The 25,011-nt window shown below is 70.4% G+C and carries 21 protein-coding genes and 1 pseudogene; 14 read left to right on the top strand and 8 right to left on the bottom strand.

Annotation, left to right across the window (positions count from 1 at the left end; genetic code table 11):
* The first annotated feature begins 171 nt into the window (after window positions 1-171).
* The 6 genes from OIE12_RS09295 (at window position 172) to OIE12_RS09270 (ending at window position 7,890) form a co-directional block, all read left to right on the top strand.
* The gene (locus OIE12_RS09295; RefSeq protein WP_329133641.1) at window positions 172-1,446 is read left to right on the top strand and encodes an extracellular solute-binding protein; all 1,275 of its coding nucleotides are present in this window, start codon (window positions 172-174) and stop codon (window positions 1,444-1,446) included.
* 112 nt (window positions 1,447-1,558) lie between these two features.
* Window positions 1,559-2,563 (top strand): carbohydrate ABC transporter permease, encoded by a 1,005-nt coding sequence (locus OIE12_RS09290; RefSeq protein ID WP_329133639.1) that lies wholly within the window; start codon window positions 1,559-1,561, stop codon window positions 2,561-2,563.
* A 13-nt stretch (window positions 2,564-2,576) separates the two neighbouring features.
* On the top strand, window positions 2,577-3,488 hold the full coding sequence (locus OIE12_RS09285; RefSeq protein ID WP_329133637.1) for a sugar ABC transporter permease: 912 nt from the start codon (window positions 2,577-2,579) through the stop codon (window positions 3,486-3,488).
* Window positions 3,489-3,595: 107 nt separating this feature from the next.
* Window positions 3,596-5,311, top strand: coding sequence for a glycoside hydrolase family 13 protein (locus OIE12_RS09280; RefSeq protein ID WP_329133635.1), 1,716 nt, complete (start codon window positions 3,596-3,598; stop codon window positions 5,309-5,311).
* A gap of 211 nt (window positions 5,312-5,522) precedes the next feature.
* Window positions 5,523-7,037 (top strand): MFS transporter, encoded by a 1,515-nt coding sequence (locus tag OIE12_RS09275; protein ID WP_329133633.1) that lies wholly within the window; start codon window positions 5,523-5,525, stop codon window positions 7,035-7,037.
* Between the two features lie 250 nt (window positions 7,038-7,287).
* Complete coding sequence (locus OIE12_RS09270) at window positions 7,288-7,890, top strand: hypothetical protein (protein ID WP_329133632.1); 603 nt, start codon at window positions 7,288-7,290, stop codon at window positions 7,888-7,890.
* Between the two features lie 68 nt (window positions 7,891-7,958).
* Here OIE12_RS09270 and OIE12_RS09265 read toward each other — a convergent pair whose 3' ends face one another.
* The 3 genes from OIE12_RS09265 to OIE12_RS09255 form a co-directional block, all read right to left on the bottom strand.
* Window positions 7,959-8,144 carry a type II toxin-antitoxin system HicA family toxin gene (locus OIE12_RS09265; protein ID WP_329141804.1) on the bottom strand — a complete coding sequence of 62 codons (186 nt, stop codon included), beginning with the start codon at window positions 8,142-8,144 and terminating at the stop codon, window positions 7,959-7,961.
* A gap of 35 nt (window positions 8,145-8,179) precedes the next feature.
* Window positions 8,180-8,398: a type II toxin-antitoxin system HicB family antitoxin gene (locus OIE12_RS09260; RefSeq protein WP_030379717.1), complete on the bottom strand. Its 219-nt coding sequence runs from the start codon at window positions 8,396-8,398 to the stop codon at window positions 8,180-8,182.
* A gap of 161 nt (window positions 8,399-8,559) precedes the next feature.
* The gene (locus OIE12_RS09255) at window positions 8,560-8,928 is read right to left on the bottom strand and encodes a hypothetical protein (RefSeq protein ID WP_329133628.1); all 369 of its coding nucleotides are present in this window, start codon (window positions 8,926-8,928) and stop codon (window positions 8,560-8,562) included.
* Between the two features lie 47 nt (window positions 8,929-8,975).
* Between OIE12_RS09255 and OIE12_RS09250 the strand changes: the two genes are divergently transcribed.
* From OIE12_RS09250 to OIE12_RS09230, 5 genes are read left to right on the top strand one after another with little or no spacing between them, the layout of a single operon-like run.
* Window positions 8,976-9,398: a helix-turn-helix domain-containing protein gene (locus OIE12_RS09250; RefSeq protein ID WP_329133627.1), complete on the top strand. Its 423-nt coding sequence runs from the start codon at window positions 8,976-8,978 to the stop codon at window positions 9,396-9,398.
* Window positions 9,281-9,823, top strand: coding sequence for a DUF5753 domain-containing protein (locus OIE12_RS09245; RefSeq protein WP_329133625.1), 543 nt, complete (start codon window positions 9,281-9,283; stop codon window positions 9,821-9,823). Before OIE12_RS09250 ends, OIE12_RS09245 begins: the two co-directional genes overlap by 118 nt.
* On the top strand, window positions 9,799-10,005 hold the full coding sequence (locus OIE12_RS09240) for a DUF397 domain-containing protein (RefSeq protein WP_329133623.1): 207 nt from the start codon (window positions 9,799-9,801) through the stop codon (window positions 10,003-10,005). The genes OIE12_RS09245 and OIE12_RS09240 overlap by 25 nt, the downstream gene beginning before the upstream one ends.
* Window positions 10,006-10,053: 48 nt before the next feature.
* On the top strand, window positions 10,054-10,461 hold the full coding sequence (locus OIE12_RS09235) for a hypothetical protein (RefSeq protein ID WP_329133621.1): 408 nt from the start codon (window positions 10,054-10,056) through the stop codon (window positions 10,459-10,461).
* A gap of 52 nt (window positions 10,462-10,513) precedes the next feature.
* A complete protein-coding gene (locus OIE12_RS09230; protein WP_329131397.1) occupies window positions 10,514-11,749 on the top strand; it encodes an IS701 family transposase in 1,236 nt (411 codons plus the stop codon).
* A 220-nt stretch (window positions 11,750-11,969) separates the two neighbouring features.
* Here the strand turns inward: OIE12_RS09230 and OIE12_RS09225 are convergent.
* Together OIE12_RS09225 and OIE12_RS09220 are read right to left on the bottom strand one after the other, a co-directional pair.
* Window positions 11,970-12,514: pseudogene (locus OIE12_RS09225) on the bottom strand (AAA family ATPase).
* 95 nt (window positions 12,515-12,609) lie between these two features.
* Entirely contained in the window at window positions 12,610-14,703 is a 2,094-nt protein-coding gene (locus tag OIE12_RS09220) for a carbohydrate-binding module family 20 domain-containing protein (protein ID WP_329133619.1), read from the bottom strand.
* Between the two features lie 262 nt (window positions 14,704-14,965).
* On the opposite strand from OIE12_RS09220, the gene pulA reads away from it, so the two are divergent.
* Window positions 14,966-20,425: a pullulanase-type alpha-1,6-glucosidase gene (gene pulA / locus OIE12_RS09215; protein WP_329133617.1), complete on the top strand. Its 5,460-nt coding sequence runs from the start codon at window positions 14,966-14,968 to the stop codon at window positions 20,423-20,425.
* Between the two features lie 59 nt (window positions 20,426-20,484).
* Window positions 20,485-20,838 (top strand): 5-carboxymethyl-2-hydroxymuconate Delta-isomerase, encoded by a 354-nt coding sequence (locus tag OIE12_RS09210; protein ID WP_329133615.1) that lies wholly within the window; start codon window positions 20,485-20,487, stop codon window positions 20,836-20,838.
* 9 nt (window positions 20,839-20,847) lie between these two features.
* Here OIE12_RS09210 and OIE12_RS09205 read toward each other — a convergent pair whose 3' ends face one another.
* Both OIE12_RS09205 and map read right to left on the bottom strand, forming a co-directional pair.
* On the bottom strand, window positions 20,848-21,564 hold the full coding sequence (locus tag OIE12_RS09205; RefSeq protein WP_329133613.1) for a TetR/AcrR family transcriptional regulator: 717 nt from the start codon (window positions 21,562-21,564) through the stop codon (window positions 20,848-20,850).
* A 121-nt stretch (window positions 21,565-21,685) separates the two neighbouring features.
* Window positions 21,686-22,507, bottom strand: coding sequence for a type I methionyl aminopeptidase (map, locus tag OIE12_RS09200; RefSeq protein WP_329133611.1), 822 nt, complete (start codon window positions 22,505-22,507; stop codon window positions 21,686-21,688).
* 104 nt (window positions 22,508-22,611) lie between these two features.
* Here map and OIE12_RS09195 point away from each other — a divergent pair, with 104 nt between their 5' ends.
* Window positions 22,612-22,884 (top strand): helix-turn-helix domain-containing protein, encoded by a 273-nt coding sequence (locus tag OIE12_RS09195; protein ID WP_329133609.1) that lies wholly within the window; start codon window positions 22,612-22,614, stop codon window positions 22,882-22,884.
* Between the two features lie 66 nt (window positions 22,885-22,950).
* Here the strand turns inward: OIE12_RS09195 and OIE12_RS09190 are convergent, their stop codons facing one another.
* Window positions 22,951-24,870: a hypothetical protein gene (locus tag OIE12_RS09190; protein ID WP_329133607.1), complete on the bottom strand. Its 1,920-nt coding sequence runs from the start codon at window positions 24,868-24,870 to the stop codon at window positions 22,951-22,953.
* Between the last annotated feature and the right edge of the window lie 141 nt (window positions 24,871-25,011).

Here is a 25,011-nt window from a genome sequence, read left to right as displayed (position 1 = left end):
ACCAGTTCTTGCACTTTTTTGCTGCAAGGTCTTTCGCGCCGCTTACATCGCTGTTACGTTCACGTCGCCCGGCGGCCTTGCCGAGGTGCCGGCCGCGAGGTCGGCGGCAGGGACGGCGGGCGGGACCGTCCTCCCTGGCCCTCAAGGGCACTCACCCCTCAAGGAGAACTCATGCGGCGTGGCATAGCGGCCACCGCGCTGGTGGCGTCCCTCGCCCTCGCGGCGACGGCCTGCGGCGGAAGCGACAGCGACAGCGGCAAGGCCGACGGCCCGGTCACGATCACCTGGTGGGACACCTCCAACGCCACCAACGAGGCACCGACGTACAAGGCCCTCGTCAAGGAGTTCGAGGCCGCCCACAAGGACATCACGGTCAAGTACGTCAACGTCCCCTTCGACCAGGCGCAGAACAAGTTCGACACCGCCGCCGGCTCCAAGGGCGCCCCCGACGTGCTGCGCTCCGAGGTCGGCTGGACCCCCGCCTTCGCCAAGAAGAGCTACTTCCTGCCGCTGGACGGCACCGAGGCCCTCGCCGACCAGTCCAAGTTCCAGGCCAGCCTGATCAAGCAGGCCCAGTACCAGGGCAAGACGTACGGCGTCCCGCTGGTCACCGACACCCTCGCGCTCGTCTACAACAAGGCCCTGTTCAAGAAGGCCGGCATCACCGAGGCCCCCACCACCTGGGACGAGCTGAAGGCCGACGCCGCGAAGATCAAGGACAAGGCGGGCGTCGACGGCTACTGGGGCTCCACCGCCGGCTACTACGGCCAGCCGTTCCTCTACGGCGAGGGCACCGACACCGTCGACGCCGCCGCCAAGAAGATCACCGTCGACTCGCCCGCCGCCAAGAAGGCGTACGGCACCTGGCTGAGCCTCTTCTCCGGCAAGGGCCTGCACAAGGCCGACACCACCGCCGACGCCTACGCCCACATCCAGGACGCGTTCGTCAGCGGCAAGGTCGCCGCGATCATCCAGGGCCCCTGGGAGATCACCAACTTCTACAAGGGCAGCGCCTTCAAGGACAAGAGCAACCTGGGCATCGCCACCGTCCCGGCCGGCTCCACCGGCAAGGCGGGCGCCCCGACCGGCGGCCACAACCTCTCCGTCTACGCCGGCTCCGACAAGGCGCGCCAGGCGGCCGCGCTGAAGTTCGTCAACTTCATGACCTCGGCGAAGTCCCAGGAGACCATCGCCCTGAAGAACTCCACGCTGCCCACCCGCGACGACGCCTACACCGACAAGGTCAAGGCCGACCCCGGCATCGCCGGCTACCAGAAGGTGCTGCCCGCCGCCCAGCCGCGCCCGGCGCTGCCGGAGTACAGCTCCCTGTGGACCCCGCTCGACACCGAACTGCCCAAGATCGCCGGCGGCAAGGAGTCCCTGGACAAGGGGCTGAGCAACGCGGAACTCGCCTTCACCAAGCTGGTCCCCGACTTCAGCAAGTGAGCCCCGCCGGCCGCCGGGCCCCCGCACCGGGGGAGGGGCCCGGCGGCCGCACCACCTCCGCTTCGGCCGCACATTCCGTCGTACCGCAGAACTTTCCAGAAGGTGTCGAACCATGACAGTCGCCATCGACCGCGCGACCGGCAAGCGCCACGGTGACCGCGCGCCGCGGCCCGGCCGCACCGGGCGCCTGCGGCGGGCGTACCAGAAGCACTGGTACGCCTACGCGATGATCGCCCCCGTGGCGGTCGTCCTCGGCGTGCTCGTGCTGTACCCGCTGGTGTACGGCCTCTACCTCACCCTCACCGACGCCAACAGCCTCAACACCGCGCGCACGATCGGCGTCAACCACATCGACGCCACCTACAAGTTCATCGGCCTCGACAACTACCAGGACATCCTGTTCGGCCCGACGGCGTACGACCGCTTCTGGTCGCACTTCCTGTGGACGGTGCTCTGGACGGCCCTCTGCGTCGCCCTGCACTACGGCATCGGTCTCGGCCTCGCGCTGCTGCTCAACCAGAAGCTGCGCGGCCGCACCTTCTACCGGCTCGTCCTCGTGCTGCCCTGGGCCGTGCCCACGTTCGTCACCGTGTTCGGCTGGCGGTTCATGCTCGCCGACGGCGGCATCATCAACGCCGCCCTGGACGCCCTGCACCTGCCGAGCCCGCTGTGGCTGGAGGACACCTTCTGGCAGCGGTTCGCCGCCATCATGGTCAACACCTGGTGCGGCGTGCCGTTCATGATGCTCTCGCTGCTCGGCGGACTGCAGTCCATCGACACCACCCTGTACGAGGCCGCCGAGATGGACGGCGCCAGCGCCTGGCAGCGGTTCCGCTACGTCACCCTGCCGGGGCTCAGGTCGGTCAGCTCCACCGTCGTCCTGCTCGGCATCATCTGGACGTTCAACCAGTTCGCGATCATCTTCCTGCTGTTCGGCAACACCGCGCCGGACGCGCAGATCCTCGTCACCTGGGCCTACCAATTGGGCTTCGGGCAGCAGCCGCGTGACTTCGCGCAGTCCGCCTCCTACGGCATCCTGCTGCTGGCCATCCTCGTCGTCTTCACCTCCTTCTACCGCCGCTGGCTGAACCGCAACGACCAGCAGCTCGCGATCTGAGGCAGGAGCTCCCATGAGTACGACCACCGCAGAGACCTCCGCCCCGGTCACCGGCCGGCCCGCCGCCGACACCACCCGGCGCCGGGTGCGCCGGCGCGGCGAACGCGGACCGCTCGCCACCCTCGCCTCCCACGGCGTGCTGATCACCGCAAGCCTGATCGCGTTCTTCCCGGTCGCCTGGCTGCTCTTCCTCTCGCTCGGCCCCGGCAAGGACGACTATCTGCACCCCGGCCGCATCTGGCACACGATGACGCTGGACAACTACACGTTCGTCCTGGAGCACACGAGCTTCTTCGACTGGCTCAAGAGCACCCTCGTCGTCGTGGCCGGCACCACCGTCATCGGAGTGGTCATCGCCGCCACCACCGGTTACGCGGTCTCCCGCATGCGCTTCCCCGGCTACAAGAAGTTCATGTGGCTGCTGCTGCTCACCCAGATGTTCCCGATCGCCGTCCTCATCGTGCCGATGTACCAGATCATGTCGGACCTGGGACTCATCGACACCTACCTCGGGCTCATCCTGATCAACAGCACGACGACCGTGCCGTACTGCGCCTGGCTGCTCAAGGGGTACTTCGACACCATCCCCTTCGAGATCGACGAGGCCGGCCGCGTCGACGGGCTCACCCCGTTCGGCACGTTCCTGCGGCTGATCCTGCCGCTGGCCCGGCCCGGGCTCGCCGTCGCCGCGTTCTACTCCTTCCTCACCGCGTTCGGCGAGGTCGCCTTCGCCTCCACGTTCATGCTGAGCGACGACAAGTACACCTTCGCCGTCGGCCTGCAGAGCTTCGTCAGCGAGCACGACGCCCAGCGCAACCTGATGGCCGCCACCGCGGTGCTGATCGCGATACCCGTCTCGGTCTTCTTCTACCTGGTCCAGAAGAACCTGGTCACCGGGCTCACGGCGGGCGGCACGAAGGGCTGACGCCCTCCTCGCGCCGACGAGGGGTGCCCGGCCCATCCACCGCCGGGCACCCTTGCCCGCGCCCCGCCCGCCCCGCACTTAGAACTCCACGACGCCCCAAGGACGCCATGACCCAGCACTCCGCCGAAACCGCCCCGGCCGCGCAGCCGGCCCCCCTCGCCCCGGCCACCGTCCCCGAAGCCGTCACCGCCGTCCCCGCCGACCGCCCCGACTGGTGGCGGGACGCGGTGATCTACCAGGTGTACCCGCGCAGCTTCGCCGACAGCAACGGCGACGGCATGGGCGACCTGGAGGGCATCCGCACCCGGCTGCCGTATCTGCGGGACCTCGGCGTGGACGCCGTGTGGCTCAGCCCGTTCTACGCCTCCCCGCAGGCCGACGCCGGCTACGACGTGGCCGACTACCGCGCCGTCGACCCCATGTTCGGCAACCTCCTCGACGCCGACGCGCTGATCCGCGACGCCCATGAACTGGGGCTGCGGATCATCGTCGACATCGTCCCCAACCACTCCTCCGACCAGCACGAATGGTTCAAGCGGGCGCTCGCCGAGGGCCCCGGCTCCGCGCTGCGCGACCGCTACCACTTCCGCCCCGGGAAGGGAAAGCACGGCGAACTCCCGCCCAACGACTGGGAGTCCATCTTCGGCGGCCCCGCCTGGACCCGGGTCACCGAACCCGACGGCCGGCCCGGCGAGTGGTACCTGCACCTGTTCGCGCCCGAGCAGCCCGACTTCAACTGGGAGCACCCGGCCGTCGGCGACGAGTTCCGCTCCGTCCTCCGCTTCTGGCTGGACATGGGCGTCGACGGCTTCCGCATCGACGTCGCCCACGGCCTGGTCAAGGCCGCCGGACTGCCCGACCTCGGCGCCCACGACCAGGTAAAACTGCTGGGCAACGATGTCATGCCGTTCTTCGACCAGGACGGCGTGCACGCCATCTACCGGCAGTGGCGCACCATCCTCGACGAGTACGCGGGCCACCGCATCTTCGTCGCCGAGGCGTGGACGCCCACCATCGAGCGCACGGCCAATTACGTGCGCCCCGACGAGCTGCACCAGGCGTTCAACTTCCAGTACCTGAGCACCCATTGGGACGCCGCCGAGCTGCGTGAGGTCATCGACCGCACGCTCGACTCGATGCGTCCCGTCGGCGCTCCCGCCACCTGGGTGCTGTCCAACCACGACGTCACCCGGCACACCACGCGGTTCGCCAACCCGGCGGGCCTCGGCACGCAGATCCGCCTGCCCGGCGACCGCGCACTGGGCCTGCGCCGCGCCCGCGCCGCCACTCTCCTCATGCTGGCGCTGCCCGGCTCGGCATACGTCTACCAGGGTGAGGAGCTGGGCCTGCCGGACGTCACCGACCTGCCCGACGAGGTGCGCCAGGACCCGGCGTACTTCCGCGGCGCCGGCCAGGACGGCTTCCGCGACGGCTGCCGGGTGCCGATCCCGTGGACCCGCACGGGCTCCTCGTACGGCTTCGGCGACGGCGGCAGCTGGCTCCCGCAGCCGGCGGACTGGGCCGAGCTGAGCGTCGAGGCCCAGACGGGCGCCCCCGACTCCACCCTCACCCTCTACCGCACGGCCCTGGCCGCCCGCCGCGCCCACCCGGACCTGGGCGCGGGCGACGCGGTGGAGTGGCTGACGTCCCCCGAGGGCGTCCTGTCCTTCCGCCGCGGCGACTTCGTGTGCGTGGCCAACACGACGGGGGAGCCGGTGACGGTCCCGGCGTACGGCCGCGTCCTGCTCGCCAACGGCGAGGTGCGGGTCGCGGGCGAGACGGCCGAGGTGCCGGCCGACACGACGGTGTGGTGGGCGGACTGACCGTCCGGTGACCAGCAGACCGGGGCCCGGTCACCGCTTCGGCGGTGGCCGGGCCCCGGTGCGTGACCGCCGGGACGTCCGGGCCGGTTCGGTGCCCTCAGCGAAACGTTTGCGTTTCGATGGCGGGGCGTCTAGCCTATCGGTACGAAACCGTTTCGTTCCTGGAAGCGTGCGGAGCGGTCCCGAGCAGCCTTGAACCGGAGTGAGTCCCATGCCCCAGACAGCCGCGTCGCCGGACTCGGCGTCGCTCAGCAAGAAGACCGGCGCCCGGCCCGAACAGGCCGGGGCAAGCCACCGGTGGTGGGTCCTCGCCCTGATCGGGCTCGCCCAGCTGATGGTCACGCTGGACGCGACGATCGTGAACATCGCCCTGCCGTCCGCCCAGGCCGACCTCGGCTTCTCCGACGGCGACCGGACCTGGATAGTCACCGCCTACTCCCTGGCCTTCGGCAGCCTGCTGCTGCTCGGCGGCCGGATCGCCGACCTCTTCGGCCGCAAGCTCGCCTTCCTGACGGGCGTGGGGGGATTCGCGGCCGCCTCGGCCGTGGCCGGCGCGGCCACCAACTTCGAGGTCCTGGTCACGGGCCGCGCCCTTCAGGGCGTCTTCGGCGCGCTGCTCGCGCCCGCCGCGCTCTCCCTGCTGACCACCACGTTCACCGACGCCAAGGAGCGCGCCAAGGCGTTCGGGATCTTCGGCGCGATCGCCGGTTCCGGCGCGGCCGTCGGCCTGCTGCTGGGCGGCGTCCTCACCGAGTACGCCGACTGGCGCTGGACCCTCTACGTCAACGTCGCCCTGGCGGCCGTCCCGCTCGTCGGCGGCTGGCTGCTGCTCCGGCGCACCGGCCGTGAGCCCGGCGCCAAGCTCGACATCCCCGGCACGGTCCTGGTCACCACCGGCCTCTTCGCCCTCGTCTACGGCTTCTCCATGGCTGAGTCGCACGACTGGGGCTCGCCGCGCTCCTGGGGCTTCCTCGCCGCCGGTGCCGTACTGCTGGCTGCCTTCACCTGGTGGCAGACGAGGGCCGCGCATCCGCTGCTGCCGCTGCGCGTACTGCTGGACCGCAACCGCGGCGCGTCCTTCGCGGCGATGCTCGTCTCCGCCGCCGGAATGTTCGGTGTGTTCCTCTTCCTCACCTACTACCTCCAGCTCTACCTCGGTCTCTCCCCGGTCGAGACCGGGCTGGCCTTCCTTCCGATGGTCGGTGCCCTGATGGTGGCCGCCACCCTGTCCACGAGCGTCCTGATCCCGCGCATCGGGCCGAAGACCGTCGTCCCGCTCGGCATGGCCCTGGGAGCCGTCGGCCTGATCTGGCTGACCCGTCTCGGCCTGGACAGCACGTACGCCGCCGATGTCCTGCCCGCCGTAGTGGTCACCGGTCTCGGCATCGGCCTGGTCATGGCGCCCGGCATGAGCCTGGCCACCAGCGGTGTGGCCGCCGAGGACGCCGGGGTCGCCTCCGCCTCCGTCAACACGATGCAGCAGGTCGGCGGCTCGATCGGCACGGCGCTGCTCAACACCCTCGCGGCGGGCGCCGCCACGTCCTACCTGAGCGGCAGGGACGCCACCAGCAAAATCGTCCAGGCCCACGCGGCACTGGAGTCGTACTCCACCGCGTACTGGTGGTCGGCCGCCTTCTTCGCGGCCGGCGCACTCATCACGATCCTCCTCTACCGCCGCGGCACCCCGACGCCCACCGCCGCCGACGCCCCCGCCGTCCACATGTGACGAGCATGCGGTGACCACGCCCCCCGGGGCCCGTTACGCCCAAGTACCGGGCCCCGGCGCCGACTCCGTAACCTGGCTGCCCGGCAAGCCTGTTGAGGAACGACAAGTAAGCGGACGCCTGGAGGCCGTGACGATGAGAACGCCCTGGCGGGGCACGGCCTGCGCCCTCGCCCTGTTAGGGACCCTGAGCGCCTGCGGCGGATCGGAGACGTCGACGGTCCCGCTGCCCGCCGCCCGGAAGCCGCCCTGCGTGGCGGACGACGGGGTGCTGGTGGGCTGGCTGGACGGCGACGCGTACCCGGACCGGGTGACGGACCGCGACCAGGGCAGGGCCACGACGGTGGAGTGGGGAACGTCAGGGGGCGGCTTCGGCAAGCCCGTCGGCATCCGCTCCCTCATCGGCGCACGGAACAAGGAAGACGCGGCCGCAGTCGCCGCCGACATCAACGGCGACGACGAACTCGACCTGGTCGTCGTCGCGTTGACCACTCCGCTCTACGACGCCCCGGAACCCGCACGGATCAAGGAACTGCGGATCGGTCCGCTCCACCGCGACGGCAGGAGCGGCCACACCCTCGGCCTCGACCTCCGCGGCAACGGAGGACTCTCCCTCACCGACTTCAACCACGACCACCGCCTCGACGTGGCCGCGTGGGACTACCAGGGCGACGGGGTGTACGGCGTCCTCCGCCTCCTGAACACGGGCAAGGGCCTGTCCCGCGACGGCACGTACCACGAGAACGACGAGTGGGGCCAACACAGCCCCGCCAACCTGCCCCGGACCCCGCTGAACGAGTTCTACTCATCCTGCGGGTCCGACGGCGCGACGACCTCGCCCACGCCGACCTCCTGAACGCCGCAGTACCGGATCGGCCGCCCAGCGCCGCTCAGCAGACCATTGCCGTTGGAACCCGTGGCCGATTACTGCAAATGCGTCTCGAGATCTTCGACGGTCCAGTCGGCCTGGCGGAGGATGGACCGAAGGGTGCCGGGTGCGAGGCTGCGGTGGAGGGGAACAATGACGGTCCGCTCGCCGCTGCGGTACTTGGCGTGGCTGCCACGGGCAGAGACGTACGCGAACCCGCCCCGTTGTAGGGCCTTGCCCACTGCGGCTCCGGAGAGGCCCGTGGGGACGGCGGGACTCACGCGACGCGCCGCACTTCGACGGGGGCCGTGATCACTTCGGTGACCTCGGGGGCGGGGGCGTCCTCGAAGTAGAGCTCCAGCGCTTCGCGGAGGTTCTCCAGGGATTCTTCGATGGTCTCACCCTGGGAGGTGACCTCAACCTGAAGACAGCGCGCCACGTACCACTCGCCCTCGTGGGTGATCGCGGCGGTCAGGTGCAGTGCGTCAGTGGTCATGCTGCTCAGTCTGGCATCCACCGCCCCCGTCGGGCGGTGTTTGCCCCCGCTGTCACCCGCGTCTGTACCCATGTTGACCGGACGGAGCCGGCCGCACGGCCACGCCCACGCCGGTGTCACCGCCGCCGTCTCCGCCTCCGTCCGCCGTCCGCTCCAGGTCCTCAACCGGCCCGGTTGACGGCGCTCTGCCGGTTGGCTTCGTCCACCTTGGCGAGGAGCTCGGCCCGGCGATCCCGTAGGACGGCCGCCAGTTTGCGTGCCGTCGCGGGGTTGCAGCGGCCGAGCTCCACGAGGGGTGGCAGATAGTCGCTGGCGAGGCAGACCGCGTCCAGCCCGAGCGAGGGCAGCACGACCCCCGCCCCCGACAGTGCCTTCTCCAGCTCGTCCTTCGCCGCCTCGGTGTCGCGGATCCGGGCGATCCGGGTTTCCAGGCGTCCTTCGGGCTGCCATCCATGTGCGCTGCACCTTCCTTCGTTGTTACCGATGTTCTGCTTGCTCTCCCGAGCATCGGTGCGTGCCGCTACGATCACAAGGAGTAACTGTTTTCGCGGTACTTGAACGAAAACCGGGGTCAGCGATGCCCGCGCCGAAGGAACTCGACCCTTCCACGTCCCTCACCGCGCTCTACGGCGCGAAGCTGCGCAAGCTCCGTGTGCGGTCCGGGCTCACCCAGCGCCGGCTGGGCGACCTGATCCCGATCGCCCACAGCCGGATCGCCCAGTACGAGTTGGCAAGGAGAACCCACCCGAGGACGTCAACGCCAAGCTGGACACGGTCCTCGAGGCCGACGGCGACCTCGTCGCCCTCTGGGGCCACATCAGGCGGACACCGATCCCGGACTGGGCGCGGAAGTTCATGGAGTACGAGGCCAAGGCGATCACCATGCACAAGTACATGGCGCACAGCGTGCCCGGCCTGCTCCAAACCGCCGCGTACGCGCGCGAACTGCTGCGCCTGGGGCAACCCTGGTGCGCGGCAGAGGAGATCGACGCGAAGGTAGCGGCCCGACTCGGTCGGCAGGGCCTGCTGCGCAGACCGCAGCCGCCGCTGCTGTGGGTGGTACTGGACGAATCGGTGATCCGTCGGCCCGTGGGAGGGCCGACGGTCATGCGCGACCAGTTGAATCACGTGCTCGAGATGGCGAGGACGCCGCACGTCGAGGTGCAGGTGATCCCCTTTGCGACCGGTGGCCACTCGGCGATGGGCGGCTCACTCACCCTCCTGTCCTTCGAGAAGGCGTCGGACGTGGCGTACCTGGAAGCCGGGCACTCGGGCGAGCTGGTGGAGGACAGGGCCATGGTGGCCCGTCACTCCTATCGTTACGATCTCGTGCACGCCCAAGCCCTGCCGCCCGAGCCGTCAGCGGCCCTGATCCAGCGGGCCATGGAGGAATACGAGACATGCGCAGCACACGAGCCGACCTGACAGCCGCCACCTGGCGCAAGAGCACGTACAGCGACGGCGGCGGCGGCGACTGCCTGGAAATCGCCACCAACATCCCCGACACGGTGCCCGTCCGCGACAGCAAGCGCCCCACCGGCCCGACGCTGCTCCTGGGGCCCGCCGCCTGGACGGCGTTCGTCACGGGCATACGGCGGAGGAAGTAGTCGGCTACGCCGTCTTGGTCAGTGGAGAAGCAGTCCGGGAGGCAGACCGTGCGGGACAACTACCCGAGGTTCCCCGGGTTCGAGAACGTGATTTTGGAGGACAGTCACGTACTGGACATCTTGGTTCGTCCAGCTGTCCTTCTCCTCAAGCTCGATGTGTTGCTCCTGCCCGGTCACCCTGAATACCGCCTCCCGGCGCCGGGAGAACGTGCCTGCTTTCGGCAGGCGACGGTCGTCTTCTCGTCCATCCGTGAACTGCACTGGACGGGCCAGAGCGTCATCACACCGGCGATCGACGCCAGCGGCACCACCGACTACGGATCAGTCGACTCTCTGACCAGGGTCGACGACAGCTACAGGTTCCTGGGCGACTGGGGCGAAATCAACCTGCAGTCGGACACCCCCTCGCTGTCGATCGACCCGCCCCTCCCTCTTGATCCAAACGAAACCCCCTAGTAGTGCTTCGTTACGTTGAGTGATCTCGGCTGGTGGTGGGCAGCCTCCCAGGATGAGGCTGGGGGAGGTGGAACGGCTCCGGGGCGAGTTGGCGGGGTTCGTTGCCGATGTGTTCGGGTCGTTGCCGCGCCGGGATCAGCGGCGGTGGGGCGAGTGTTATCTGCGGGGCCTGATGCTCGACGGCCGGCGCAAGTCGGTCCAGCCGATGGCCGAGCGGCTGCCGGACGGGAACATGCAGGCCCTGCAGCAGTTCGTGAACCAGTCGCCGTGGGATCCGCTGCCAGTCAGGCAGCGGATCGCTGAGCGGCTGTCCGAGGTGATCACTCCTGAGGTGTGGGTGATCGACGACGTGTCGTTCCCCAAGTGCGGCAAGGCGTCGGCCGGGGTGGCCCGCCAATACTGCGGAGCGGTCGGCAAACGCGCGAACTGCCAGGTCGCGGTCAGCGTCCATGCCGCCACCGACACCGCGTCCTGCCCGCTGAACTGGGAGTTGTATCTGCCGCGCGAGTGGACGGACGAACCGGACCGCTGCCGCCGGGCCGGAGTCCCCGACGACGTCGTCCACCAGGAGAAGTGGCGTCTCGCGCTCGGCCTGCTCGACAGCCTGACCGACTGGCGGTTGAAGGCGCCGGTCGTGGTCGCCGACGCCGGCTACGGCGTCAGCACCCCCTTCCGCCTCGGCCTCGAGAAGCGAGGACTGTCCTACGTCCTCGCGCTGACCGGCAAGGAAGTCGCCCACCCGGAGGAGGTCGAGCCGCACCAGCCCGTCTACGGCGGGCTCGGACCGCCGACCCTGCCCCGCTACCGCACCCCACCCCGAGCCGTTTCCGCCCTTGCGGCGCGGGCCAGTGCCAGCCGGTTCACCGAGGTGACCTGGAGGCAGGGCAGCAAAGGCGCGATGACCTCACGGTTCGCGGTGCTGACAGTGCGGCCCGCGGGCAAGCAATGCCTGGCCGCTGCCCAGGAGGCGGGCGGCGGCCGCAACCACTGGAACGGAGTCCTGCCCTCCCAGACCCTGCTGGTCGAATGGCCGGACGGCCAGGACGCTCCGACCGGCTACTGGATATCAAACCTGCCCGCCACCACCCCGGTCGCTGACCTGGTGCGGTGGGCGAAGATGCGCTGGCGCATCGAGCACGACTACCGCGAGCTCAAGCACGGACTCGGGCTGGACCACTTCGAAGGCCGCACCTGGCGCGGCTGGCACCACCACGTCACCCTCGTCACCGCCGCCCAGGCCTTCCTCACCCTCCGGCGGCTCGACCCAAAAGCCCACATGCCGGCCTGACCCTCTACCAGGTCCTCGATGTCCTCCAGGACCTGCTGAGGTGCTGGACCGGCACCTGCACCACCTGCGGTCGACCACTCACCACACGCAGAATCAGACCCAGAACCTAACGAAGCACTACTAGCCGTTTCGTCGTTGCTCCACCTCAACGCTTACCTGGGCTCCATCCGCCGACGCGCTCGACGCACTCCGCGAACAAGTGTTGAGGTGGTGACCAGTCCTACGGGCTTGCGTTCACACCGACACGAGCCATGATTTCGTCGGCCAGTTCCTGCGGGGGGCGCTCGCCGTCCAGGAAAATCGTGTCCGTCGGCAAGGTGTCCGCTGCGGCCACGCACTGCTTGATCTGGGCCTTGCACCACTGACGGACCGCCTCGTCACGTTCAGGGTCGTGCGGCGCCACACTCCGGGCGTCGATACGTCGCGCCAGCACTTCGGACGGGACGTGGAGGAAGAAGTGGTGGATCACCACCCGCGCTTCCTGCAACGCGCCGAAGATTTCGGCAACGTACTCCGGGTCGACCAGCGTCATCGGCACCAGGATCGGACGCCCGTACTCCTCCAGCAGTCCCACGGCCATGCCGGCCACCTGTCGCGCCACACACGCAAGTCCTGGAAATTCCCGGTCGGCACATCGACGATGGTGCGCAATACGAAGCCGATCTGCTCAGGGTCGTACACCAAAGCATCGGGCCGGCGCCGGTGCAACTCGTCGACCAGAGTGGTCTTCCCGCTCCCGAAGGGAGCGTTCACCCAGATGATCACAGGTCTCCCGTCTTGTATCACCGTCACCTGGCCACCACGCTACGGTGGCCCCGGTCCGCCGTTCCTGGCGGGCCGGGGCCGGGGTTCCGTACCGGTTACTTCCACGTGTCCGCGGCCGTATAGCCGCTAGACGCCCCCGTCGAGTACGAGCGGTTCGTGCCGGACTCCCATGTCACGTTCCCGGACGTGTCCTTCTTCAGGTACTTGTACGTGAACGCCGTGCTCTTGGGGACGATCACCAGCTTGCTCCAGGTCGGGTACGACGCGGAGGACAGGGGGATCGCGTCCGTCGGGTTCCAGGAGCCGAGGGACGGGAGGGAGCCGACGACGTAGACGTTCGTGCCCGATGTCGTTGTCGCATTGACGTTGAACGTGACGTCCGTGGCGTCCGTGCTCGCCACGTTCCAAGTGTTGTTCAGGGTCAGGGCGGAAGTCGCCGTCGTCGCCGAGCGGTTCGCGTTTGATTCCCAGGTGACGTTCCCCGACGCGTCCTTCTTGATGTACTTGTACGTGACCGTCGTGTTCGTGGGGAGGTTCGCCTCGCCCGACCAGATGGGGTAGCCCGTCGACGACAACTTCACCGCCTTCGCCGTGTCCCACGCGCCCAGGCTGTCCGAGGAGCCGACCACGTAGACGTCCGTGCCGGAGGTCGTGGAGGCGTACTCGTTGAACGTCGCCGTGATCGTCGTTCCGGAGCCGCCGTCACCGCCCCCGTCGCCGTCGCAGCTCGTCGTCGGGCACGTGTACGTGCCGTCGTAGAACGCCACCGCCCCCTTCGCCGGCACCGTCAGGGTCGCGCTGCCGCCCGAGACCGTGGCCTTCGTCGCGCCGCCGTCGATCACGTTCGTGTACGTGCCGTCGGCCATGCCGGTCGTGAACGTGTAACTCGTCGACGAAGAGCCGTTGTTGAGGGCGAAGAAGCCCTTGCCCGAGCGGCCGAAGCCGATCACGTTCGACGACTTGCTCTGCCAGTTCGAGACGGCCGCCGTGTCCGTGGCGTTGTGGAAGGCGACCATGCCGAGGACCGCGGCGTCGCGGTCCAGGCAGTACCAGCTGCCGCCCGAGCAGTCCGTGTCGGTGACGAAGCCGCCCGAGTTCGGCGGGGCCTCGTCGGAGACGTTCCACTTCCAGCTCGCGTACACCGTGGGCGTCGCGCCCTTGTACGCCAGTTGGAACAGGTTGGCCAGCTTGTAGGTGTCGTCGTCCTTGTAGGACAGGTGCAGCCCGTTGCGCTCGGTGTCGTGGTTGGTGACGAAGGCGACCGCGTTCGCGGCCGGCAGGATGCCGCTGGAACCGAGGGACGACAGGTCGGAGACGTTGCCCTGGAAGGCGGACTTCAGCCTGCTCGCGTAGGTGAAGTCCAGGACGTCACCGGAGGCGTAGTAGTCCGCCGGCTGCGGGGTCGTACCGGGGTACACCTCCTGGAAGACGTACGGGTCCGCCCCCGAGGACGTGTTGTCCAGCTTGGCCTCGATGGCCGCCATGTCGCCCTCGGCGATGTGCTTGGCGGCGTCCACGCGGAAGCCGTCGACACCGGCCGCGAGCAGCTTGTTGAGGTAACCGGCGATCTTCGAGCGGACCGAGTCGTCGCCCGTCTTCAGGTCGGGCAGGCCGAGCAGTTCGCAGTTCTGCACCTCCGCCAGGTTGTTCCAGTCGTCGATCGTCCCGTCCTCGTCGTTGCAGTAACCGTCACCGGCGTGGTGGTAGTCACCGGAGTCGAAGTCCGGGGTGTCGTACTTGTTGGTGATCGTCGTGCCGTTGTAGCCGGTGCCGGTCTGCGCGGCGGTGTGGTTGATCACCGCGTCCACGTACACCTTCACGCCCGCAGAGTGGCAGGTCGACACCATCGAGGAGAACGCGGCCGCCGTCCCGAAGCGGCTGTTCAGGTTGTAGGAGTAGGGCTGGTAGACGTCCCACCAGTAGAAGTTCGTCTGCTTGAGCGATTCGGCGGGCGGGGCCACCTGCACCGCGCCGTAGCCCGCCGGGCCCAGGACGTCCGTGCACTCCTTGGCGATCGACTTCCAGTTCCACTCCCACAGGTTGGCGATCACGTCGTTCTTCGCGGTGGTGTCCGCCTGCGCCGGGGCGGCCGGCAGCGCGACGGCGCCCGCCAGGGCGAGCGCGCCGGCGGCCGCGGCGGTGCACAGGCGTCGTATCAGCCCGCCGGGGGGTCTGTGTGGGGTCGTCATGTGCGGCTCCGTCGTGGGGAGAGCGGCTCCGGCGGTGGGGACCCGCGGAGTCCGCCTTTCAACGCGAGCCGAGCGTGCGGGAGTCGAGAGGGCCACGTCAAGGCTGTGGTTGAAATTTCTTGCTATGGGTTTCAGGACTCTTGCTGCAACCCTTGCGGCGGCGGTACGGTCACGCCGCGCCCGGCAGCGTACGACGCCGCCACCCCGGTGCGGGGTCCACGAACCGAGCCGAACCGAGCCGTACCCGCGAGGAGTTCACCCTGTGAGACCGAGATCGTCGAGAGCGCAGGCGCCCGTGTCCGGGCGCCGCACCCCACCGGGCGGCCGGATCGCCGCCCTCACCGCGGCCGCGCTCGCCGCCGCGCTCCTCAGCCCGGTCGCCGCACGGGCCCAGACCCCGCCCGCGCCCCCGTCGGACGCGAAGCTCGCCGCGCAGCCCGCCCGGCACGACGCGACCCGCGAGCAGTTCTACTTCGTCATGCCGGACCGGTTCGCCAACGGCGACACCGCCAACGACAAGGGCGGACTCACCGGCTCCCGCCTCGCCACCGGCTACGACCCCACCGACAAGGGCTTCTACCAGGGCGGCGACCTCAAGGGTCTGACGAAGCGGCTCGACTACATCAAGGGCCTGGGCACCACCGCCCTCTGGCTCGCCCCGATCTTCGAGAACCGTCCCGTGCAGGGCACCGGCGACAACGCGTCCGCCGGCTACCACGGGTACTGGATCACCGACTTCACCAGGGTCGATCCCCACTTCGGCACCAACAAGGACCTCGAGACCCTCATCGACAAGGCCCACCACAAGGGCATGAAGGTCTTCTTCGACGTCATCACCAACCACACCGCCGACGTCGTCGACTACGAGGGGAAGTCCTACGACTACCTCTCCAAGGGTGCCTTCCCCTACCTCACCAAGGACGGCAGGCCCTTCGACGACGCCGACTACGCGGACGGAAGCGGGAAGTTCCCCGACGTCGACGCCGGTTCCTTCCCGCGCACCCCCACCGTCGCCGCCGCCGACAAGGACGCCAAGGTCCCCGCCTGGCTCAACGACCCGACGATGTACCACAACCGCGGCGACTCCACCTACGCCGGCGAGTCCGCCACCTACGGCGACTTCTCCGGCCTCGACGACCTGTGGACCGAGCGCCCCGAGGTCGTCCGCGGCATGGAGAGGATCTACGAGCGCTGGGTGCGCGACTTCGACGTCGACGGCTTCCGCATCGACACCGTCAAGCACGTCAACATGGAGTTCTGGACGCAGTGGGCCACCGCCCTCGACGCGTACGCGGCCCGCCACGGCCGCGAGGACTTCTTCCAGTACGGCGAGGTCTACTCCGCCGACACCTCCGTCACCGCCCCCTACGTCACCCAGGGGCGCCTGGACGCCACCCTCGACTTCCCCTTCCAGGACGCGGCCCGCGCCTACGCCTCCCAGGGCGGCAGCGCCAGGAAGCTCGCGTCCGTCTTCGGCGACGACTACAAGTACACGACCGACAAGGCCAACGCCTACGAACAGGTCACCTTCCTCGGCAACCACGACATGGGCCGCATCGGGTACTTCCTGAACCAGGACAACCCGAAGGCCACCGACGCCCAACTCCTCGCCAAGGACCGGCTCGCCAACGAGCTGATGTTCCTCAGCCGCGGCAACCCCGTCGTCTACTACGGCGACGAACAGGGCTTCACCGGCGTAGGCGGCGACAAGGACGCCCGCCAGACCATGTTCGCCTCGAAGGTCGCCGACTACCTCGACGACGACGAGATCGGTACCACCCGCACCCACGCGAGCGACGCCTACGACACCAACTCCCCGCTCTACGAGCAGATCGCGGCCCTCGCCAAGCTCCGCCGGGCCCACCCCGCCCTCACCGACGGGGTCCAGACCGAGCGGTACGCGGCCGACGGGGCCGGTGTCTACGCCTTCACCCGCACCGGCAGCGAGAAAGGCGACAAGGAGGAGTACGTCGTCGCCTTCAACAACGCGGGCGAGGCGAAGACGGCCACCTTCGCCACGGACTCGGCGGCCGGCACGACCTACCGGGGCATCTACGGCACCAAGGCCATCGCCACCTCCGACGCCGACCGCAAGGTCACCGTCACCGTCCCGGCCGGTTCCGCGATCGTCCTCAAGGCGACCGCACCGCTGGACAAGCCCGCCACCAAGCCGACGCTCACCCTCAAGGCCCCGGCGGCCGGCGCCACCGGCACCGTGGAACTCACCGCCGACGTCGACGGCGGACAGCTCAACCGGGTCGTCTTCGCCGCCCAGACCGGCACCGGGAAGTGGCGGGTCCTCGGCTCCGCCGACCATGCCCCCTACAAGGTCACCCAGACCCTCGGCACGGACGTGAAGCCCGGCACCACCCTGCGGTACAAGGCGGTCGTCGTCGACTCCGCCGGCCGTACCGCGAGCGCCACCGCCGCCTCGACCTCCGGCACCCCGCCCGCCGCGGAGACACCCACCGCCTCCTCCCGCGCCTACGCGATCGTCCACTACAAGCGCACTGACGGCGACTACGCCGACTGGAACCTGTACGCGTGGGGCGACCTGGCCGACGGCGAGGCGACCACCTGGCCCGCCGGGCACCCCTTCACCGGGCGTGACGCGTACGGCGCCTTCGCCTGGGTGAAGCTCAAGCCGGGCGCGTCCGACGTCGGCTTCCTCGTCGTCGACAAGGACGGCAACAAGGACGTCGCCGCCGACCGCTCCATCGACGTCACCAAGACGGGCGAGGTGTGGATCGCGCAGGGTGACCCGGACGTCGTCACCGAGAGGCCCGACTACCCGGCGCAGGACACCGCCAAGGCCGTCCTGCACTACCACCGCGCCGACGGCGACTACGACGGCTGGGGGCTGCACGTCTGGACCGGCGCCGCCGAGCCCACCGACTGGTCGGCACCCCTGAAGCCGGTGAAGACTGACAGCTATGGCGCTGTCTACGAGGTGCCGCTCACCGCGGGTGCCACCAGTCTCAGCTACATCCTCCACAACGGCGACGAGAAGGACCTCCCCACCGACCAGTCGCTCGACCTCACCGCCACCGACGGCCACGAGGTGTGGCTGATGAGCGGCCAGGAGGAACACCTGCTGCCGCAGCCCGCGGGCGGCGCGGCCGCGCTCGACCTCGGCACCTCCAAGGCGGTCTGGATCGACCGGGACACCGTCGCCTGGAACGGGACGGACGGCGCCGCCTCCACCCAGCTCCTCTCCTCCCACGACGGCTCGATCGCCGTCGAGGACGGGGCGCTGACCAGCGACGACGAGCGCTGGCTGCGGCTGACGAAGACCACGCTCACCGATGCCCAGAAGGCGAGGTTCCCGCATCTGAAGGACTACACCGCCTGGTCCGTCGACCCGCGCGACCGCGACCGGGTGCGCAGCGCGCTGCGCGGACAGCTCGTCGCCACCCAGCGGGCCGCGAACGGCGCCGTCCTCGCGGCGACCGGCGTGCAGACCGCCGGTGTCCTCGACGACCTCTACCCGGCCGCCACCAAGGCCGACCTCGGGCCCACGTTCCACCACGGCCGGCCCACCCTGGCCGTCTGGGCACCCACCGCGCAGAGCGTCGCGCTGGAGCTGGACGGCCGCAGTGTGCGGATGCACCGGGACGACACCACCGGCGTCTGGTCCGTCACCGGGCCGGCGTCGTGGAAGAACAAGCCGTACCGGTACGTCGTGAAGGTGTGGGCACCCAGCGCCGGAGAGCCCGGGAAGCCCGGGGAGTCCGGGAAGGTGGTGACCAACAAGGTCACCGACCCCTACTCCGTCGCCCTCACCACCGACTCCGCGCGCAGCCTCGTCGTCGACCTGGCCGACCGGCGGCTCGCCCCGTCCGGCTGGTCCACGCTGCACAAGCCGAAGGCCGTGCCGCTGCGGGACGCCCAGATCCAGGAACTGCACGTCCGCGACTTCTCCGTCGCCGACCCGACCGTCCCGGCCAAGGACCGGGGCACCTACCTCGCCTTCACCGACAGGAACAGCGACGGCTCGAAGCACCTGCGCGCACTGGCCGAGTCCGGCACCTCCTACGTGCATCTGCTGCCGGCGTTCGACATCGCCACCATCCCGGAGAAGAAGTCCGACCAGGCAACCCCCGGCTGCGACCTCGCCTCCCACGCCCCCGACTCCGACAAGCAGCAGGAGTGCGTGGCGAAGACCGCCGCGGAGGACGCCTTCAACTGGGGCTACGACCCGTACCACTACACGGTCCCCGAGGGCTCGTACGCCACCGATCCGGAGGGCACGGCCCGTACGGTCCAGTTCCGGCAGATGGTGAAGTCCCTCAACCAGGACGGGCTGCGGGTGGTGATGGACGTGGTCTACAACCACACCGCCGCCTCCGGGCAGGCCGACGCCTCCGTCCTCGACAAGGTCGTCCCCGGCTACTACCAGCGGCTGCTCGCCGACGGCTCGGTGGCGACCTCCACCTGCTGCGCGGGGACCGCGCCGGAGAACGCGATGATGGGCAAGCTGGTCGTCGACTCGATCGTCACCTGGGCCAAGGAGTACAAGGTCGACGGCTTCCGCTTCGACCTCATGGGCCACCACCCGAAAGCCAACATCCTCGCCGTCCGCAAGGCGCTCGACGCGCTCACGCTCAAGAAGGACGGCGTCGACGGGAAGCGGATCATCCTCTACGGGGAGGGCTGGAACTTCGGCGAGGTCGCCGACGACGCCCGGTTCGTCCAGGCCACGCAGAAGAACATGGCGGGCACCGGCATCGCCACCTTCTCCGACCGCGCCCGCGACGCCGTACGCGGGGGCAGCCCGTTCGACGAGGACCCCGGCGTGCAGGGCTTCGCCAGCGGCCTGTACACCGACCCCAACTCCTCGACGGCCAACGGGACCAAGGCCGAGCAGAAGGCCCGACTGCTGCACTACCAGGACCTGCTCAAGGTGGGCCTCAGCGGCAACCTGGCGACGTACCGGTTCACGGACTCGGGCGGCAAGGAGGTCACCGGCGCCGAGGTCGACTACAACGGCGCCCCCGCCGGGTACGCGGACGCGCCCGGTGACGCCCTCGCCTACGTCGACGCGCACGACAACGAGTCCCTGTTCGACGCGCTCGCCTACAAGCTGCCGAAGGACACCTCCGCCGCCGACCGGGCCCGGATGCAGGTCCTGGCGATGGCGACGGCCGCCCTCTCGCAGGGCCCGGCGCTCTCCCAGGCCGGCACCGACCTGCTGCGCTCCAAGTCGCTGGACCGCAACTCCTTCGACAGCGGCGACTGGTTCAACGCCATCCACTGGAACTGCGCCGACGGCAACGGCTTCGGGCGCGGGCTGCCCCCGGCGGCCGACAACGAGGCCAAGTGGCCCTACGCCAAGCCGCTGTTGACCTCGGTGCGGGTCGGGTGCGCGCAGATCGAGGGCGCCTCGGCGGCGTACCGGGACCTGCTGCGGATCCGCACGACGGAGAAGGACTTCTCCCTCGCCACGGCGGCCACGGTGCAGGACCGGCTCTCCTTCCCGCTCTCGGGCAGGGACGAGACGCCCGGCGTGCTCACCATGCGCCTCGGCGACCTGGTCGTGGTCTTCAACGCCACACCGGAGAAGCAGAAGCAGACGGTGCGCGCCGTGGCCGGGACGCGGTACGCGCTGCATCCCGTGCAGGCGAAGGGCGCGGACGCGGTGGTGAAGGGCGCCTCGTACGACAGGGCGGCGGGCACGTTCACGGTCCCGGGGCGGACGGTCGCCGTCTTCACCCGCGGTTAGGGTGAGGGGGCCCGCCGTGTTCGGCGGCGGGCCCCGCTTCCCGAGCTGAGGAGCCGCTCATGCCGCAGGTCACCGTCGAGTACTCGGACACGCTCGCATCCGGCTTCGACCGCAGGGGTTTCGCCACGGCACTGCACGCCGAGCTCGTTCGGACGGCGGCGGCGAAACCGGAGGCGTGCAAGACACGGTTCCTGCGGGCCGAGGGCGTGACGGTCGGCACCGACACCGAGGGGCACGCACTCGTGCACGTCTCGATCGCCCTGCTGCCCGGCCGCACGGACGAGACGAAGGCCGGCCTCACCGAGAACGTACTGGAGCTGCTGCGCACCCACCTGAAGACGGACGGGGAGCGGTTGCACGCCTCGGCCGAGGTGCGCGAACTCGACGCGTCCTACCGCAAGTTCGAGGTCTGACCCGGTTCATCAGGGGGCCGGGAGCGGCGCGGCCAGGGCGACGAGCCGGGCGACCAGGTCTGTGAACGGGCTGTCGGCCGGCTCCTCCTTGACCATGGCGCGCAGCACGTCGCTCATCTCCTCGTCGTACGCCGCGCTGACCGCCGCCAGCGCGGCGAAGTCGTGCACGAGCTGCACCTCCAGCTCGCCGCGCGGGATGCGGCGGCCCTCCAGCCAGATCAGCGCCTTCGACTCGGCCAGCGAGATCCACGAGCGGACGACCATTTCCAGCCGCGCGGGCGGGGCCTCGGCCTGCGCGTCGAAGCCGAGGTGCGACAGGATCTGGACGTAGGCGGCCTGGCGCACGGAGTCGACGAGCGCGTTCGTCCGGGAGGAGCCGACGGCGGGGCCGCCGCGCATCAGGGCGGAGAAACCGGGGCCGTGGTCCTCGACGAAGTCGAAGAAGCGGCGCATCACGCGCAGCAGCCGGGCGCCGAGCGGACCCTCGTGCGGTTCGGCGAACCGCCCGGCGAGATCCTCGGAGGCCCGCTTCAACGCGGCCTCGTAGAGGCTGAGTTTGCCGGGGAAGTAGTGGTAGACCAGCGGCCGCGAGATGCCGGCGGCCGAGGCTATCTCGTCGATGGAGACCTCGTCGGGGGAGCGCCGGCTGAACAGTTCGAGGGCGACGCCGATCAACTGCTGCCGTCGCTCCTCGACACCCATCCTGCGGCGAGCCCCGGTAGTCATACGAACACTTTACCGATCACTTCACCGATCGGATCCGGCCGGTTGCGGGCGGTGGGATGCGCGTGAAAGGCGGTGTGGTGTGTGTGGTGCGGTGCGTGTGCGGGGCGGTTCGGGTGTGCCGTCAGCGGTCCGTGCCGGACGAGGACTCGTGGCGGTCCGCCGCCGCCTTCTCCTCCCGCGGGCGCCGGGTGAGGACGAGCGGCTCGGAGTCGGTGATGGCGACCGTGTGTTCGGAGTGGGCGGCGCGCGAGCCGTCGGCCGAGCGGATCGTCCAGCCGTCCGGGTCGAAGCGGATCTTGTCGGTGCCGGCGGTGAACCAGGGCTCGATCGCGAGGGTCAGCCCGGGGCGCAGCTTCCAGCCCCGGCCGGGACGGCCGTTGTTGGGGATGTGCGGATCCTCGTGCATCGTGCGGCCGATGCCGTGGCCGCCGAACTCCAGGTTGACCGGGTAACCGTACTCGGCGGCGACCGAACCGATGGCCGCGGAGATGTCCCCGAGCCGGTTGCCGGGCCGGGCCACCGCGATCGCGGCCTCCAGGGCGACCTCCGTGGCCTCGATCAGCCGCAGGTCCGCCGGGGCCGCGTTGCCGACGGCGACGGTGTGCGCCGAGTCCGCGGCCCAGCCGTCGATGGCCACGGCCATGTCCATGGTCAGCAGATCGCCGTCGCGCAGTGTGTACGGGTGCGGCAGCCCGTGCAGGACGGCGTCGTTGACCGAGAGGCAGACGACGTTGCGGAACGGGCCCTTGCCGAAGGAGGGGGCGTAGTCCCAGTAGCAGGACTCGGCGCCGCGCTCCTTGATCCGGCGGCGGGCGTGGTGCTCCAGGTCCATCACGTCGACCCCCACCGCGGCGAGCTCGCCGAGCTCGGCCAGTACCTGGCCGACGAACTGCCCGGTGACACGCATGCGCTCGATGTCTCTGGGCGTCTTGTGCTCGATCACTGCGATTCCTCGATTCCCCGGGGTGGCCGACAGGTATATTTATACCAGGCGAGAGTGGAGCTCGGTCCACGCCCGAGACGGTGGTGGACGGGTAGCATGGCCGTATGGTTCGCCACCCGCTCGCCCCCGAACAGATCGAGGCGGGCCGACGCCTCGGAGCCGCGCTGCGCCGCGCCCGGGCCGGACGCAACCCCGGTGAAGTGGCCCTCGCGGCCGGCATCTCGCCGGAGACCCTCCGCAAGATCGAGACCGGCCGGCTGCCGACGCCCGCGTTCGGCACGGTCGTACGGCTCAGCGAGGTGCTCGGCGTGCCGCTCTCCGAACTCGCGGACGTGTGGCGCACGGATCCGGCGGCGGCGCTGAGCGAGGCGTCGTAGCGGCGCTGTTCCCGTCGTGCGGCCCGCTGCGGGCGGGCCGCGTCCGTGTACGTACGGGGGTTCGGCCTACCGCAGGCGGTTCAGGGTCCGGCCGTCGTCCAGTGTGGCGGTGAGCTCGGGTTTGGTGTCCGGCTTCGCCGGCAGGGTCAGGGTGTGGCCCTCCGCCTCGCCCGTGAGCGCGCCGGTGGCCCGTACGGTGCCGGCCGCGCGGTCGGCGGCGGCCAGCAGGTACCACGCGTCGGCGTCCGACTTCCACAGCACGCCCGCCAGGACGTGCGGGTCCTTCGGGCCGCAGGCCGGGTCGTCCTGCGCCTTCGCCGCCACCGCCCCGTACGCCGAGGACGGCGCCCGGAACTGGGCCAGCGCCCGCGCCCCCTCGCCCCGCCAGGTCTCCGCCCGGGTGCACACCCACGTTCCGTCGCCGCTGCCGTCGGGCAGGGGCTGGCGCGCGTACTGCCAGGCGTTGACCGAGCGCACGCCCTGCGCGCGCTCCGCCGCCAGCGAGCAGGCGAAGGGCGCCCAGGCGCGCAGCGCCGCCGCCCCGGCCGCCTCGCGCGGTGCCGACGGGCGGCCGACGGTCAGATGGGCGGGGGTGAGCTCCCCGAGGTCCGTCATCAGACGGGCGTCGCCCGAGCGGTCGGTGAGCTGGAGCACGTTCCAGGAGGTGCAGGCGCCGGGGTGGGTGGCCGGGCTGGCCAGCGGGGAGGTCGTCCCGTCGGCCTTCAGATGCAGGTCCATCACCCCGGCCGTCGGCTTCATCAGGTCCCGCTCGCCCGCCTTCTCGATCCAGGGAGCCGTCAGATAGCGGACGTTGCCGTCGGCGCGGCCGAGGACCACCGCGGTGGCCTCCGCGCGGCCGGCGCCGTCGACCCGGGCGAAGTCCAGCGCGGCGCCCGCCGTGCCGGACGTCGGCTCGGCGTACCGGACGATGCGCAGGCCGTCGTAGAACAGCACCACGCGGGCGGAGTCGACCTTCCCGGCGTACAGCAGTTGCGGCGGTCCGGCCGGGCCGCCCGTGGGCGAGCCCGGGGTCGCCGACACCTGCACCGACTCGCCGGGCCGCGCCCACACCGCGAGCGCGCGGCGCAGCAGCGCGGTGTCGCCGACGGCGTCGCCACGCGCGGGCCAGGCGGAGAAGTCGGTGCGCGGTGACGTCTTCCACGCGGTGGGGGCCGCCTTCGTCAGCCGGCCGGGGTCCAACGCGGCCTGCGCGGACGGGTTCTGCGCGTAGGCCGGGGCGGCGGCGCCGTCCGGGCCCCAGCCGCCGTCCGGCCACGCCAGCAGCGCCCCGCAGACGGCGACGGCCGCCGCCGCGGCGAGCGCGGCGCGGGTGTGCTGGCGGCGGCGCATCAGGTCGGTGGGGCGGGCGTGCAGCGTGCAGGGGTCGAACTCGGGGGAACCGAGCAGCATCTCCTGCGCGGGGACGGTGGCCGCCTCCGCGAGCGCGGCGGCCGGGTCCGTGACGCCGGCCGCGGCCAGGACGTCGCGGAGCGCGGTGTCCGGCAGCCGGTCCAGACCGCGCAGGACGTAGGCCGCGCGGGCCGGGGCGGAGAGCGCGGACAGCGCCTTGTCCAGGGCGGGTTCGTCGGTGCCGCCCGAGCGGGGGAAGAGCCTCAGGCCGCGGAGGTGGGGGAGCAGGGGCGGGAGTTGGGCCCGCCTGGGCCAGGCGCGGAAGGTGAGGGGGCGGGCGGCGTCGAGGGCGGTGCGGATGACCCGGGTACGGACGAGGGCGTAACCGGGGTCGGTGTCGCGGGACTTGGCGCCGCCGGCCTGGGTGGGGATGACGGTGGTGGGGGTGGGGGTGCGGCCGTGGGGGAGGGCGCGTTGGACCAGGGCGTGTGCGGTGAGGACGCGGCGGTTGCGGCCGAGGGTGGCGGGGAGGGTGAGGTAGGCGAGGCGGGTGAGGCGGGGGTAGTGCTCGATGAGGGCGGCCTCGGCGGTGGTGACGTCGATGGCGGGGCGAGGGGCGACATCCTGTGACTGCACGTTCAGCAGAACGAGCGAACGGCGACGAGGTCACCGGGTTCCCTCCCGGGGGCGGGGGACTTGGGGGTGGGTGGGGAAGAACTCGGGAGGGCGGGGTGCGTCGGCGGGTGCGGGTGCGTCGTGGCTGGTCGCGCAGTTCCC

The organism is Streptomyces sp. NBC_00670, from assembly GCF_036226765.1.
Taxonomy (GTDB): Bacteria; Actinomycetota; Actinomycetes; order Streptomycetales; family Streptomycetaceae; genus Streptomyces.
This window is presented reverse-complemented; position numbering and strand designations above follow the sequence as displayed.